General features: G+C 51.0%; 7 protein-coding genes and 1 pseudogene. 1 reads left to right on the top strand and 7 read right to left on the bottom strand.

Features of this window, described 5'->3' with window-relative positions; genetic code table 11:
• The first annotated feature begins 102 nt into the window (after positions 1 to 102).
• Positions 103 to 957: an Npun_R2479 family HD domain-containing metalloprotein gene (locus LKK83_RS12135; protein WP_324631393.1), complete on the top strand. Its 855-nt coding sequence runs from the start codon at positions 103 to 105 to the stop codon at positions 955 to 957.
• A gap of 370 nt (positions 958 to 1,327) precedes the next feature.
• Here the strand turns inward: LKK83_RS12135 and LKK83_RS12130 are convergent.
• The 7 genes and pseudogenes from LKK83_RS12130 to LKK83_RS12100 all read right to left on the bottom strand — a co-directional run.
• Positions 1,328 to 6,064, bottom strand: a pseudogene (locus LKK83_RS12130) (response regulator); the annotation flags it as partial.
• 1,354 nt (positions 6,065 to 7,418) lie between these two features.
• Positions 7,419 to 10,640: a methyl-accepting chemotaxis protein gene (locus tag LKK83_RS12125; RefSeq protein ID WP_324631390.1), complete on the bottom strand. Its 3,222-nt coding sequence runs from the start codon at positions 10,638 to 10,640 to the stop codon at positions 7,419 to 7,421.
• Between the two features lie 138 nt (positions 10,641 to 10,778).
• Positions 10,779 to 11,393, bottom strand: coding sequence for a chemotaxis protein CheW (locus LKK83_RS12120; RefSeq protein WP_324631389.1), 615 nt, complete (start codon positions 11,391 to 11,393; stop codon positions 10,779 to 10,781).
• Between the two features lie 13 nt (positions 11,394 to 11,406).
• Positions 11,407 to 11,772: a response regulator transcription factor gene (locus LKK83_RS12115; RefSeq protein ID WP_324631388.1), complete on the bottom strand. Its 366-nt coding sequence runs from the start codon at positions 11,770 to 11,772 to the stop codon at positions 11,407 to 11,409.
• Positions 11,769 to 12,014 carry a hypothetical protein gene (locus LKK83_RS12110; RefSeq protein WP_324631387.1) on the bottom strand — a complete coding sequence of 82 codons (246 nt, stop codon included), beginning with the start codon at positions 12,012 to 12,014 and terminating at the stop codon, positions 11,769 to 11,771. Before LKK83_RS12110 ends, LKK83_RS12115 begins: the two co-directional genes overlap by 4 nt.
• A 436-nt stretch (positions 12,015 to 12,450) precedes the next feature.
• A complete protein-coding gene (locus LKK83_RS12105; protein WP_324631434.1) occupies positions 12,451 to 13,725 on the bottom strand; it encodes a response regulator in 1,275 nt (424 codons plus the stop codon).
• Between the two features lie 953 nt (positions 13,726 to 14,678).
• Positions 14,679 to 14,870 carry a hypothetical protein gene (locus LKK83_RS12100; protein ID WP_324631386.1) on the bottom strand — a complete coding sequence of 64 codons (192 nt, stop codon included), beginning with the start codon at positions 14,868 to 14,870 and terminating at the stop codon, positions 14,679 to 14,681.
• Between the last annotated feature and the right edge of the window lie 44 nt (positions 14,871 to 14,914).

Raw genomic sequence — 14,914 nt, 5'->3', positions numbered from 1 at the left:
ACTGAAAGCAATTGCGGAGAGTGCTGGCTACTGTAGCTGGCAAAGAGCGGTCGAATATCGGCCAATAAACTTAAGGTTTAGGTTGACGCAAAATAGTTCAAGATGTTTAATTCCACAGCACTGCTAATTGACGCTTTCGTAGAACGTCTACAAGAAGGCTACCACCGCACCTATGGTGGTTACAAGCCCAACTATGCAGAAATTATTGCCTGGGCGGGTGGCATGGCCCTGGAAAACATTGCCAACAGCGATGCCCTTTATCATAACGTCGAACACACGATTTTAGTCACCTTAGTGGGTCAAGAAATTCTGCGCGGTAAGCATATTCGCGAAGGAGGTGTTTCTTGCGAAGATTGGTTGCATTACATCATTTCTTTGTTGTGCCATGACATCGGCTATGTTAAAGGTGTCTGTAGGCACGATATAGACAGCGAACGATTATATGCCACGGGGAAAGACGGCATGAGAGTTTCGATTGCCTTTGGAGCCACTGATGCCAGCCTGACTCCCTATCATGTGGATCGGGGCAAACTGTTTATTCAAGAACGCTTTGGCGGACACAAGCTGATTGACGCGGAAGTTATTAAGCGCAATATCGAACTCACCCGCTTTCCCGTCCCGGCGGATGAAGATCACAACGATACCTTCCACTATCCTGGCATGGTTCGCGCCGCCGACTTGATCGGACAACTCAGCGACCCGCGCTATTTGCAAAAAATTGGCGCTTTATTTTATGAGTTTGAAGAAACCGGTGCTAACCAAAAGTTAGGCTATCGCAATCCGGGAGATTTACGGAAAAATTACCCCAAATTTTATTGGAATGGTGTGTTTCCCTTTATTTCTCAAGCGACCCAGTATTTGAATTTGACCCAACAAGGTAAGCAAATTGTGGCGAATCTCTATGCGAATGTGTTTAGAGTCGAACACGAGGAGCAGCCACATTCTGAAGTCGCTTGAAGATTTTGAAGGGTAGATTGACTCCCGGAGTAGAATGAAAAGAGCAGCAGGTTTTAACTGCTGCTTTTTTGCTTTTTTCTGTAAGGTTCGGTATCCGGTTTGTAGGAATAATAGACGTAAAAAAATGAGTGGGTTTAAGCGGAGGAGTGGCTGTTCGGCGCGATTTCAATTCTCTGTTTTTATGAGCGATCGACCGGAATAATATGATATGCTGTCCCCACGATTGCCGATAAAAAGAACCTAGGTAGAGGCTTGATTGTGGGTTTACGATACCCTCCCAGGGTGCGGGGTACTATTTTACTCTAAAAAATACCAAAAGTCAAGCCTCAAGTTGTTTGCTTGAGGCTTGACTTTTTTGAATGGGATCGGATTATGCTTCGGCCTTGAGAGAGACGAGTTTTTCGCCTTTGAGCATTCGTCCGGCGGCTTCGAGCAAAGACTCTTCCAGATAGGGTTTCGTGAAATAGCCGCTTGCTCCCATTTGAACGGCCATCTGGCGATGTTTATCCGCACCGCGAGAGGTGAGCATCGCGATCGGCTTGCTTTGCAGTTGCGGATCCTTCTGCATCCGCGAAAGCAGTTCCAAACCATCCATTCGGGGCATCTCGATATCGCAGAAAACCAGATCGCAAGGCAGACCCGATCGCATTTTTTCCCAAGCCTCCTGACCGTCACGAGCTTGTTCCACGCGATACCCCGCCTTATTGAAGGTCATCGAGAGCAGTTCGCGCACCGTAATCGAATCATCCACAATCAACACCGTGGGTTCGGCGAGGGTTTCCACAACCTGTTCGTTGCTCGTGGTCATTGCTTCCTCGTCTTCATCCCACAAGGTTCCCACACCTTCTCGGCGCAGACGTCCGGCGGCCAAATCGATCAGTTCCAAAACATCCCCGATCGCCACAATGCGGCCATCCCCCATCACCGTAGCCCCGGCAATTCCCACCGGTTTGGGCACTGGACCTTCGAGCTGTTTAATCACGATTTCCTGTTCGCCCAAGACCTGATCCACCTGAAGCGCCAGGAAGTTGCCTGCCGATCGCAGCACCACCACAGAAATGATATCCTCTTCCGCATTGGTACCATAGACCCCACCGCGACCGAGATGGCGATTGTACTCCAACAGTTCGCGCAAATGACGAAACGGCAAACTCGTATCGCGCCAGGGAATAAACATTTGCCCGTCGTCCTTCACCTGAATGCGATCGCGCGGCACATCGAGCATATCTTCCACCCCATCCATCGGGAAAGCAATCCGGGCGCGATCGCTAATGCAACAAAGCGCTTTTGAAATACTCAACGTCAGGGGCAACCGAATCGTAAACGTCGTTCCCTTGCCCTGATTCGAATCGATATTGACCACACCCCGGATTTCGCTCAACTTGGTGCGAACCACATCCATGCCCACACCGCGACCCGCCAAATCGTCAGCCCGATCGCGCGTACTAAATCCCGCCATAAACAGCAGGTCATACACATCCAGACGCGACATACTCTTCGCCTGCTCTGGAGTAATCAAGCCCTTTTGCAGCGCCTTCGCCTTCACCCTCTCCGAATCAATTCCCGCCCCATCATCCGAGACCGAAATCACCGTTTGGTTTCCCTGGTGGAACGCGCGAATCGTAATTCGGCCCATCGCCGGCTTGCCCTTCTTGGTGCGCTCATTCGGTGCTTCGATGCCGTGGGCGATCGCATTGTTCACCAAATGAGTCATCGGATCGGTGAGCTGCTCGAGAATCATCTTGTCAATCAAGGTTTCGCGACCTTCCACCTTCAGCTCCACCTTTTTGCCAAACTTAATCGCATTATCGCGCACCCCCCGTGGCAGGCGATCGGCAGTATTGGAAAACGGCACCATGCGCGCTCGCGTCAGTCCTTCTTGTAGCTGGGTCGTGATCTGCCGCAGTTGTCGCGTTACCTGTTCGGTTTCATCCACCAAAAACTCGATATCCGACGACGACTCGCGCACCCGGACAATCAACTCCAAAATATCTTGCGACAAGGTATGGAACGGCGTAAACCGATCCATTTCTAACGCACTCCAATTCTCATCAGAACCGTTCCCCTGCCCTTCGCTGACCCCGGCCATAAAATGATAGTTTTGCCGCGAAGCCAACAGGGAAATTTCCAGCAGCGATCGCTCGTACAAATCCTGCATCCGCTGCCCCACATCCGTTAGCTGAGACACCTGATGCAGCAAATTATCCAAAAACTGCCGCATCCGCTCGGAATTCTGTTCGATACTGTTGCGGTTGACCACCAGTTCCCCAACCAAATTGCTCAGGTTGTCCAACTGCCGCACTGGCACCCGCATCGTCTGCTCAAAGCTACTCCGGCGCGTGGTCATCCGTCCCCCAGCAGATGGATGGCCGATATCTGCATGGGCAATCAATTCTTCCATATCGGCAAAATCATCCCCGGCTTTCCCCGGCGCAGGGCCGCCTTCTCCTTTACCATGAGAAGCACTATCCACCGAGGAGGATTTCGCCCCCTGGGCAAGCCCAGAATCAACCGGATGAACGTCCTGTTGCTGTTGCGCTTCCGCTTCTTTCCCGTCTGTGCCTTCTGGGGCAAGGCTCAACAACGCTTCGAGTTCCGCAAAACTCCCCTTCGGGCTGCCGAGTTCCAATAGGGCCTCTAACTCGAAATACTTAGGAGCACCCACATCAGCCTTGGCTGAACTCCCGTCGCTGTCCTCCCGCTCTATGGCTCCCATCGGTTCAGCAGAAGGCGACACTCCTGTAGGCTCCTCCCGTGCAGTGACCTCATCGCTTGAGGCAAACAACTCCTCGAAATCGGTGTCTGTTTCCGCAGGTTCCACCAACTCTCCACCCGCAGAATTGCCCTCATCGAACATCGTCAGCCAAGAACTATCATCCCCGTCCGCCGCGCTCTCTTCTTCACTGGGCAGCTCGAAGAGTTCCTCTAAGTTTTCATAAAAATCCGCTTTCTGTTCCATGTTTTCCATCGAGCCAGAATCGGAGAGTGTTTCTAGCTCAAACAAGTCTGACTCAGAGGCAAGATCCGAGTCTTGCTCTTCTATCTGTGCCATCCCTGTGGAATTTATGTCTTCAAATAACCCACCGAGCGCCTCAAAAACTTCATCGCCAGAATTTTCTTCTATGTCCTCTGAGTCGAAATTGAGCCAATCCTCCTCGTCCTTGGCCGGGGTTCGGGCGGCTCCAGCAGCTTCCCCTGACTGCCTTGCGGTATCCCTCGATTCTGTCTCAAATAAATCGGCAAAATCATTGTCGAGGGATGATGCAAAATCGGCACTGTCTTCTATGGACTCGGCAAACAGTTCTTCTTCTTCAGCGTTTGGCTCCGCTGGGGTTTGCGATGCCGATGGGAGGGTTCCGGCGTCCCCTTCCGTTTCGGTTGTATCCAAGGGAAATAGGTTTTCTAACTCGTCGAGAACCCCCACAGCGTCGAGTTCTAAACCAAGGTTATCCTCTGTCGCTGCATCGGAGTTGCTCTCGTCAGAGCCTGTAATTTCAAGCAGATCGCTAAAGTCCGAATCTTCTGAGTTTAGGTTGGATTGAGCTGCTCCTTTAGCTGCGGATCTGTTGCGATCGCCCGCTCCACCCGCCGATTTTTCTTTTGCCGCCATATCTGCTGCCTTCCCGGCGTTGGATTCAACCCACAAGTCTTCTCCTAAATCCGGTTCTTGCAGTTCTTCGGTAGCCTCTTCCTGGAATAAATCTCCGAGGTCATCAAGGTTATCTTCGCTCGTCTCTAAGGTTTCGAGCTGCTCCCCATTTTCGCTTTCACCCCCCCCATCGAAGGGTTCGCTCAAATCCCCAAACTCGGTGGAGCCAAACAGTAAGGCCAAATCATCGTCGGGAAGTCCCGAAACTTCTGAAGAATCGATCTCCGCAGAGTCAAACAGCAAGTCTTCAAAATCATCGCTTTGGGTCAGCTCGGCTAAATCCCAGGCGTTGGCTTCCTCGACATGGGCAGAATCATTCTCGCCTTCGGCTGATGCTTCTTGCCACTCGGTTTCCTCGAAGTAAGAGGATTCTCCTTCAAATAAGTCCGCAAGACTATTGAGTTCTGCCGCTCCCACTTCTGGTCCTGAATGTTCGCTTGACTTGGGATGCTGTTTTTCGCGAGCTGTATTTGCCGTTTTTTCCGAGAACTCAGCGGCACTGGTGGGGTGATTTAAGCTCTCGGATGTTTCTTTATTTCGATTGGCTTTGGAGGAGTGATTAGACATAGGAGAAACGTTGGAACTATAGGGGTGGTCTTCTCGGATGACTGACTCAGATGATGTCACGGGTTGCAAGGGAACAAGCGCTTCTAGTTCGGGAGCGATGGTAATTTCACTCTCCCTTCGGGATAAAATTAGTTCTCTGGCTTGTTTGATTTGCTCGAGCGCAATCGGCGCGAGGGTGTGATAGGTATGGTTGGGATTCGCGATCGCTCGCGATATTTTGTCTATTAAGTTGCACCACAAGTGCAGATCGAATTGCTCCCCCGCTTGACTCAGTTTCCGGCAAATTTCTTGCATTTGTTGCCGAATCTGCTCCGTGTCTTCACACTTGAACAAATGCAACAATTCTTGTAGTCGTCTCGGAACATCACTTTTGAAAATGAGTTGTCTGGCACTCTCTTCGTCATTATCTCTGCGCCGGGAAGCCATCGCTTGATTTGCCTCTTTTTTCTCCGGACGAGGAAGGGCTGCACTCTTGGCAGGTTGGCGTTTTCGCTGTCCTCCCTGCTTGGCGAGTTCCTTCAGGTGCTTTTCTAGGGCGATCGTTTCTGCCTCGCTCGAACAGCGGCTTTCTTCCCCATTTTCTGAGGTCAGACTCCCCGGGGCACTGCTAGCTGTTTCTAATCTTTCCTGCAGCGCTTCAAATACCTGCAAAAACAAGGATTCTAGCTGTGGATCCACTTGCACCGGGCTTTCCTGCAGCACTTTGAAGCTATCTTCTAGCTTGAGGGCTATTTTTTGAATGCTTCCAAGTCCCACCATCGCCGCCCCTCCTTTGATGGAGTGCGCCGCACGGAAAACTTCCGCCAACTCTTCTGGATTGTCCACCGTAGCTTGCAGATTTTGCAACCCTTGTTGGATCGTATTGAGGTGGTCGGCGGCCTCCTCAATAAAATAGCCCATTATTCGCTCTCGTTGTTCCGGCTGCATAGCGTCTGTCCCATTCCTCGTCCTGAGTCCGTCGTCCCTTGTCCTTTATCCCTTGTCCTGGGTTCTGGGTTCTGGGTTCTCGGTTCTGGGTTGTTGGTTCTTGCTGGTTGATGATTGGCTCTCGATCCTGAGTCCCTTGGTACCCCCTGGGAGAAGGCATAAAAGCGCAGCGACAAGGCGATCGCTTTTTCAATATCTTGATACTGCTCTATTTATAGGATAACCTTTTTGACATCCTCCTTTGCCCCATCTCTAAATTCTGGCATGGAATTCCCCATATCGTTCTCGCTTCTTAGTTCCTCGTGCCACTTTCAAACAGTAGGGTGTTCCTTATCTATCCCGCCATCCCTCTGTTCCTCAATGCCTCTCGCCCCTCAGCTTTAGAGAATCTGCCTGTGTCCTTCTATCGGCTCTCTAATACCCTTTCTCTGTACCGATTTTCTGTACCCATTGAGATTTTTTGATTCTCCCCAACCGCCCAACTCCTCGGGAGCAGCCAGAACCCTCTCTAATACGATTTTTCACGAATTCTCTAACCTGTGTTTTCCCCCTTGCGATCGTTTTTGCTAATTCCCCTCGCCGTGAGTATTTATCCCCTCTAAATTATTGAATCCCCCTTCCCAGTTCGCTCTATCATTACCCCCTAAATTAGGGTATTTTTCATACTAAAATTATATGGGGGTGGCTTTTAATTGGTTTTTAACTCGTTAACGAGGCTCGGCTCCCCCAATAAATGCGACTGCAAAGGTTTGCACCCTTGCTTATAACTTCTACGACAGCAACGCTCTAACTGTAGCCGAGGTGAAGATTTCAGGCTAGTTTTGCTCCACAAAAATGGAGAGTTTACCTATTGAATCCCTTCGTTTACTTAAGGGTTGTTCGGGGCATTTACAGCAGTTTTCGCCGATGTTTTAAGCGCCCCAACAGATTAATTTGCTTGGCAGATTGCCTTGCTTGTTGTGTAGAGATTGTTCGGGGAGGCAGTAGGTTAAAAATCAGCCGAGTTTTTGTGGCGATCGGACGGGACGGGAAAATTTTGCCCTACAGGGTTTCTGGTTGCTAAAATATCAGGGGGAAGTTAGGAGGATTCGCGAGCCAAAAGTTTGGAGGTCATTGTTCGGGAATCCTCTATTTTTACCACCAAAAAACAGGTTTCCGTGAGCTAAACTTGTCCGAAGGACTTAAAAAGTTTACCCTTCGGAGGGGTGGAGAAAATGGCAGTTTTAGGTTGCAGCATTACACAGAGCGATTTGTAATAGCTGCATGAGACGGGGAAAGTGGCGGGGGAACTTCAGGGATGGGGAGGTCTGCGATCGCCCTAGCGACGCTCTACAGTTTCGACCCGGAACCGTTCCACCGAGGTCAGCAAATCGCGAGCAACGCCGACCAAGTTTTGCAAAGAACCCGACACCCGTTGTGCTTCTTGAGAAGTTTCTTGAGCGGTCAATTCCACCGCTTGCATCACCTGAGCCACAGCACGGGAAGTTTCCGTTTGTTCCACCGTATCCGCCGTAATCGAGCGCACCAGAACGTCAATGCGATTGGTCACTTGAATGATATTTTCCAGCGCCCGCTTAGCTTGTTCGGCGCGCTTCGTCCCTTCAATCACCTGCTGGGTGCCTTCTTCCATTGCCATCATCACGCCGCCAGTTTCGCTCTGAATTTGCATCACGATTTGTTCGATGTCCTTCAAAGCTTTTGCAGAGCGGTCTGCCAGTTGGCGCACCTCATCGGCAACGATCGCAAAACCCCGACCCGCTTCACCGGCGCGAGCCGCCTCAATACTAGCATTGAGTGCCAGCAAGTTAGTTCTGCCCGCAATTTGGGCGATGAGAGCCACAATCTTAGAAATTTCCTGAGTAGATTCCGCCAATCGCTTGACTTTTCGCGTAGTTTCTGCTACGGTTTCTCGAACTTCCAGAATCCCCGCCACCGTTTGTTCTACTGCTTCACCCCCTTTCATAGCAGTGGCGGATGCAGAGCGAGCCACTTCTTCAGCCTCGCGAGCGCTATCGGCCACCCGCTGGATCGAGTCAGTCATCACCTGCACGGAGTTGAGAGTCGCCGCCAGTTCTTCAGCTTGGCGCAAAGCATCGGAAGACAAACTTCTTGCGAACGATTCGCTATCCGTAGCACCTTTCGTCACTTGTCGGGCCGCCAATTTCACTTGCAGAACGATTTCGCGCAGGTTTTGAATCGTCAGATTAAACGAGTCAGCAACAGCACCGAGCACGTCAGCCGTCACTTCAGCTTGCACCGTCAGATCCCCGCGAGCGGCACCTTCCACGTCATCGAGCAACCGAATCACTTGTCGTTGCAAGTCTTCCTTAGCTTGCTCTTGTTCTTCAGCCTTGCGCTGCGCCTCAGAGGTGGTGGTATAGATGATCCGAGCCATTTGGTTAAATTTATTGGCCAACAGGCCCAGTTCATCTTCGGAATACACCGTAGCTCGGGTAGAAAGATTGCCCTGAGACATGGCATCGAATTGTGCATGCAGATCGTCAGTGGATCGACGAATCTGTTTAGAGCTAGCCGCACCGATTCCGAGGCAGGTTGCAATACTCGCGCCGCCTGCGGCAAGAGCCATGAGCGGATCCTTGATTGGTTGAGGCCAACTTGGTTTAGCCGCAAAGGCATAAGACACGCTAGCTGCCGCGATCGCCGACACCGCTCCCGCGATCAGACTCATCCACAGTTGCTTCTTATAGAGCGAAGCATTTTCCAAAAACCCAAAAAGTCCGGGTTCGGCATTCACCGTCGATTCAACCGGGGCACTTTCAGGCTGGGTAAATACCGGAACCTGTTCGGCACTGCCGGCCATGCTGAAAATTTCATCGTCTCGAATGATCGAACCATCGGTATCCTCGCCGATGTCGTAGTTATCATCCACGTCTTGGAAAACCGCATTGCTCCCGCTCATGCCGAATCCGCCGGTGGTGGATCCGGTGGTATCTTCCGACAAGTCAAAATCTGGAATATTTCCGAAATCTTCCAAATCTTCGAGTTCATCCAAAAAATCCACCCCACCTTGCACATCAGCCGAGTCTGACATGCCGTTGGCGGTTTCATCATCAACGGATTGCAAAGCGCTATCGGAGGCCGCAACTTCGTCAAAATCCTCCATATCGAAGCTATCTGAAGCGTTGAAGCCGTTACTCGAAGGTTCGGCAACGAAAGTTTGGGTCTCGTAGCCCTCTTCAAAATCCTCTTCTTCTGCGATCCCGTTTGTCTCGGCGGATTGGTTGGAAGTAAAGGAATTGGCCGACTCTAATTCTGGGTTATTTTCTAGCTCCTGCGCTCCCATTAAGAGGGTTTCTTCTTCTTCCGAAAGCGGGTGGGGAGGGAAGTCTTCGTCAAAATCATAGGGAATATCCTCACCCGAATCTCCCTCGTCGGGATAAGCGTCGAATTGTGCGCCAACATCGTCGAATTCTTCGCTCTCGGAGGGAATGGCGTACTGGGTCTGCTCCTCCTCATCGTTTTCTGCTAAACTTTCAGGAGCGTTTGACTCATCGAAAGTTGCCTCAGTGCTGCCGTTCTCGTCGCTTGACTCTTCAAAATCAAAGGCATCATCTTCAAATGCGTCATCAAATTCGTCAAACGGTGTGGCGCTCTCCACAAAATCCATATCGGATTCTGGGTTGTCAAAAGGGGACGACTCTCCGGAAGTCGTGGATTCGCCCTCTCCGACCAGATCTGGCATTTCATCATCTGTGGGCAAAAAGTCAGGTAAGTCTGTGGCGAGCGGATCGCTCCAGTTGGCGTTTTCGACTTCTGCCAGGAGTTGCTCATCATCAATGGCAAAAGGATCTTGTTGTGAGTCTAAGGTTTGAGTATCTGACCCGAGGTCCTCATCATTATCATTAAAAGAGGTACTTGCCTCGGCAAAAGGATTGTCCTCTTCTTCCTCAAAGTCCTCTAGACTGGCGTCGAACGGATTCTCGTCAAGTTCCATGTCCCCGATCGCCATTTCGGCGTCGGGATCCTCGAGGGTTGAGGTGATGTCGCTTTCCTCCAAATCCATTTGGCTCAGCGCCAAGCTTTCGTTATAGCTTGACGCTTCCGAATCGATTGGCGCACCGGAAAGATCCTCGTCTATTTCTTCCGAGAGGTCTTCATAGTAACTGTCTGAAATTTCCTCGGATAGGTCTTCATAGAGTGCTGTATCTTCTTGGGGTTCTTCGAGTTCGAGCTGATTGTCATCTAAATCCAGGTAGTTGTCGCTAGTTTCGAGATCGGAGTCTGGGTCAAAACTAGCTGATGTAGCGTATTCCTCAGCATAGGCAATGCCTTCTGAGGCTCCCTCGATAAAAGCTGGATCTTCAGTTAAGCTCAACACCCCTTGGTACTGTTCGAGTGCCACATCATACATTTGGAGTCCATAGCAGTAGATGTGACCGGCAAGTAATCGGGCACTGGGATCTTCGGGGAAATGTTCGACTAACTGATTGACGATTGTGGCGGCTTCTTCATAATTTTTGTCGGTATAAGCCGTTAATGCTTGTTCGTACTCCTGTTGATAATCTGTGCTTGATGCCATTTGCCTCCTCCTGCCGGTGCGTGCCGGGGTGGTGCGCCCCTTCCTAGTCTGTGCTCAAAATGCTGTTGTGTTGCCCGTTAATGGGGTTTCGGAGGATGCGCTGCGGACCGTATTGCCCACCTCCCTCTATCAAGGTCCTCATGCGGCCCAGCGTGCCGATCGCACAATTGCCACCTGATCCAACAGCCGGAGAATTCGTTCTTTCTGTTCTTTCTGTTGGTTCTGTTGGTTCTGTTTGTCCTGTTCGTCGTGTTCTTTCTGTTGCTCTTTTTTGTCCGATTGCTCTTTTTTGTCTGGTAATACCCATTCACCCCGAAGAAAAGGAGCCATGCTATCTGGAACGTTGGTGGGAAGACGTACCTGCTCCACATCCAGCCAGTCCATACCGACAATTTTGTCCACTGCTAACCCTAGAATAGTTTCTTGGTCTTCCACTGCAATGACTGGAATTTCGGCGCGATCGGTGTTGAGTGGGGTTGGATCGCCGAGAAATTGACCGAGATCTGCGACCCAGATGACTCTTCCCCGAATATTGAGCGTGCCCAACAGTAACGACGAGACGTTTGGAATCGGCGTAATCCGTTCGGGAGAATGAGAAATGACCTCGCGAATTCCTGTGGCACCCAAGGCAAACTCATTTCCCGAAGGCACGTAAAACCGAAGGTGCAACTCTCCTTCAGGGCTTTCTAACTCTTGAAATTCCGGAGCCTGCTCCAGGCCCACACCTGTTAAAAAGTCCGGATTACCCACCATGATTTACAACACCCTACCTTCTTAATAGCTGTTTGACCGTGCCCACCAGTTCAGTGGGTTGGAACGGTTTGGCAATATATGCATCAGCGCCTTGTTTCATCCCCCAGTAGCGATCGAATTCTTCGCCTTTTGAAGAACACATTACGACTGGCACGTTTTGCGTTTTGGGATCCGCCTTGAGACGCCGGCAGACTTCGTACCCATTCATCCGAGGCATGACAATATCGAGGACAACCAGATCGGGGCAATTATCCTGAATTCTTTCTAATGCTTCGAGACCATCACTCGCCACGGTAACACTTATCCCACACCCTTTTAGTAGGTTTGAGATCATCTCCCGTTGCGTGACGCTGTCTTCCACAACCAGAACTGTACTCATAACTTCCGTTCGGTGAAAAGCTGGGTCAATATCTTAACCGAACCCATCGCACGCCGGCGGGCTTGGTGGATCCAATGTTGCATCAAAGTCATGCCATCCGGTATTGGGGAGGATTGTTCGCAAAATTTCACGGGTGTTAAACACAGTTGACGCCGATCGGTTTTCAAACGCAAAGTCGGTGCGGGACGCGGGTCAAATCCCCACAGGCCATTCTCCCAACCATTGCGGTTGGCGTCACGCACCTTTAGATGCTTGACCTGGATTGAATTCCTACGGGCCATTTTGCCACCCCTTGCGGTGTCGCGTCACGCACTACTCTTATTTAAGATTGACACCTTCTCCCCCTAAAAATAACACCTTCCCCACCCATGCATGCCAAAGGTCTTAATTTTTTGAGCTGAGAGAGGGGTGCTGTTCGGGGAGGTGGGGCTAGCCAGAGACCCTTCTTCAAAAGAAGTGGTTGGGGTTCTCAAGCGGCATTTGGGTTGGGGACTCAACCAAGTTGGGTTCATCGGGATGAGCTCAAGGCAGTCTTGAACGTACCGACTGTTTTGTTTTGCGCTAATTATAGTTTATCTCGTCAACCGCGCGATCGTCTGTTAAGTCACCGAAGATTTAATGGAACTACCCTGTGGTGGAAAATGCAACCTGGAAAAACCGGATCGATTTCCTCGCCCACTAGAGTTCTCCGTCGAGAGCGTCGGCTAATAAACTATCCGGTTCTGGATGCTCTGGATCGCCCGGACCGATATATTTTTCCACGAGCATTAATAGTTCACTCTCGCCGAAGGGTTTGGTCAAGTAATCAGTGGATCCTACCATCCGGGCTTTCACGCGATCGATAAACCCATCTTTCCCGGTGAGCATCACGATTGGTGTTTGGCGAAAGGCGCTGCTGCGACGCAGCATGGCGCAAATTTCATACCCATCCAGTTCCGGCATGGTAATATCGCACAGAATTAAGTCGGGTTTGAGTTGGAAGACCAAACTAAGGGCTTTGAGTGGATTCATCAGGGCGGTGGCTTCGTAACCATGTTGGGCGAGGATCGATTCTACGGCTTTGCCAACACTGAGATCGTCTTCAATACAAACGACTCGCGGAATGTTTGCGATCGAATCTAATCCCAATTCTGGGTTAGACCCTCCCCCTTCCTGGGATTCTGGATAGAATAATTGCACTAATCCAAGCTGAACGAAGGGGTAGATGGCTCGGGCAACGGTTAAGATGTCTCGGTTTAAATAGCGCGACATTTGACGCAGGTTGGTTTTGCCGTCGGCCCACCGATTGAGATTGTTAAAGGTATTTTCGGGCAAGGCTTCGCGCATCTGCGCGGCGTCGGAGATGATGGGGCACTGGGAAGGAGACTGAATGTGGGGATGAAACTGCTTCCACTCTTGCACCTGCTTCATAATTTTGGTGACTAATGGCCCTATTTCTAAGGTGGTTAATTGCGGCGCTAGTGCTGGCCCCATCTCGAAAATAAAGGATCCTTGGTGCAGGCTGAGCAGATCGAATAGGGTTTCGCCCACCATCCCTTGGATAATACTGCGCCCTTGCGCGGGGGTGAGGATGTGGTTTTCTAATAATGCCCACAGATACCCATACTCTAAGGCGTTGGTGGCGGAAATCGCTGGGTTTTCAATCGAATCTAATGCTTCTTCGAGGTTGTAGCGACGCAGATAGTCGCGCAGACGCAACAAACTGGTATCGGTGTCGGCGGCATAAATAATTTGCCCGTTGGCGAAAAATACAAACCAGGATTGCTCGCCACTGCGCGATCGCTCTCGGTAGGGTTGGCGATAGGCTAAGCTGTCACGCACGCTCTCGCGCAAGCCCCCTGCGCCAGTGGGCTGGCTCCCATATGCCTCTACGAACAGTTCGCCGGTTCGCTGCCCCAACTCAACGAGTTGCAGGATGCTACGGATGTCGATTTCATTCAAATTTCCCTGCATGCCACTCAAATAATCTCCTTAAAATCGTTTGAATCTCACCGGGGTTAAGGCCCACAAGCGTTGCGGCGTTTTGCCACATTTTCTACTCCGGGGGAGTCTCAGTTGTTTTTGTCTCAATCGATTCGCCTTGCCCCACGATTTTAACGATGCTGCAATCTCACTCTACCGTCTTATCTGGCGGCTCTGTCTCGAGGAAGGATTTTAATCTGGCGATTCTGTTTTACTCGCGATCCTCCAACGGCGCGATCGCATCCCCGCTCTTTTGTCTGTGTGCTGTTTTCTGAACCCATCGCTCGGGTTCAATCCGCCTTCGAGCGGCTTGTTTCCCCCAGCGATCGCCTCCCTCGCTCTGTTTTCCCTTTTGTCTCTAGTCCCCTAGATCGATCCCGCTGTGCCTCCCCACTTCCAGTTTTCGCCCCCTTCCCCTAGGGGGATTTTGCACCTAGCTCCACAGCAAGATGGCTCCAATGACGAGCGCGATCGCCGATTTCGCGAAGGGGTATTTTTATTTTTCCCTCCCCCTACCCCGCTGCATATCTCTTCTCCTCATCTCCCCCAACCCTGACGGACAATTTTGACCCTCCTGGCAAAGCGCTTTCATGGAAGATGCTGTTGGAGTGGGCTGCTCGGGGACATTCTTCGGCGTTTTCTTTTGTTATCTCCTAAGCGCATCAACCTGTCAAAGGTATCCATTTGAATGGCGGAGCGTTTGTTGGCGAAGCAACACGGCTCGGTGCTTTTAGCCCCGCGAGGATTCTGGGGTTCGCCACTGAGGGAGGTTCTCGCCCCTTTTAGATCCATATCAGCCGGATTTGGTATGATGCAGAAACTCCCATTATCCCCGGGCAATTGGGATCGGGCGCACTCGCGGGGTTCTAGTTTTCCAGATCTTTCCCCGCCACTGCCTGTTCCCATCCAATTCTCCACGGGGATTTTCCGGCGGTGCCTTGACTTTAGTCGTCGCCAATTTCTGTGGAAATATTGGGCAGCCATCGGGATTTCTGTGCTTTCAACGCGGTTCGGCGCTGGAGTTGGACTCTCCTCTGAATGGCGTCTCTATAAAACGGCGATCGCTGTGCATTTCCCCATCCTTTTGTCTGGGAAAATCTCTGTTCTGTCAGGGACTCCGTAGAAACCAACCCCATGTCTAAAGCCAGGGGCTTGTACTTCTAACCACCTGACCAGCCTA

The sequence above is a fragment of the Phormidium sp. CCY1219 genome, from assembly GCF_035615515.1.
Lineage (GTDB): Bacteria > Cyanobacteriota > Cyanobacteriia > Cyanobacteriales > Laspinemataceae > CCY1219.
This window is presented reverse-complemented; position numbering and strand designations above follow the sequence as displayed.

Excerpts from the sequence above, each read along its gene's own strand:
- LKK83_RS12115 (WP_324631388.1), bottom strand. The coding sequence starts at position 11,772 with ATGAGTACAGTTCTGGTTGTGGAAGACAGCGTCACGCAACGGGAGATG.
- LKK83_RS12125 (WP_324631390.1), bottom strand. The coding sequence starts at position 10,640 with ATGGCATCAAGCACAGATTATCAACAGGAGTACGAACAAGCATTAACG.
- LKK83_RS12105 (WP_324631434.1), bottom strand. The coding sequence starts at position 13,725 with ATGCAGGGAAATTTGAATGAAATCGACATCCGTAGCATCCTGCAACTC.
- LKK83_RS12120 (WP_324631389.1), bottom strand. The coding sequence starts at position 11,393 with ATGGTGGGTAATCCGGACTTTTTAACAGGTGTGGGCCTGGAGCAGGCT.
- LKK83_RS12100 (WP_324631386.1), bottom strand. The coding sequence starts at position 14,870 with ATGGGGTTGGTTTCTACGGAGTCCCTGACAGAACAGAGATTTTCCCAG.
- LKK83_RS12135 (WP_324631393.1), top strand. The coding sequence starts at position 103 with ATGTTTAATTCCACAGCACTGCTAATTGACGCTTTCGTAGAACGTCTA.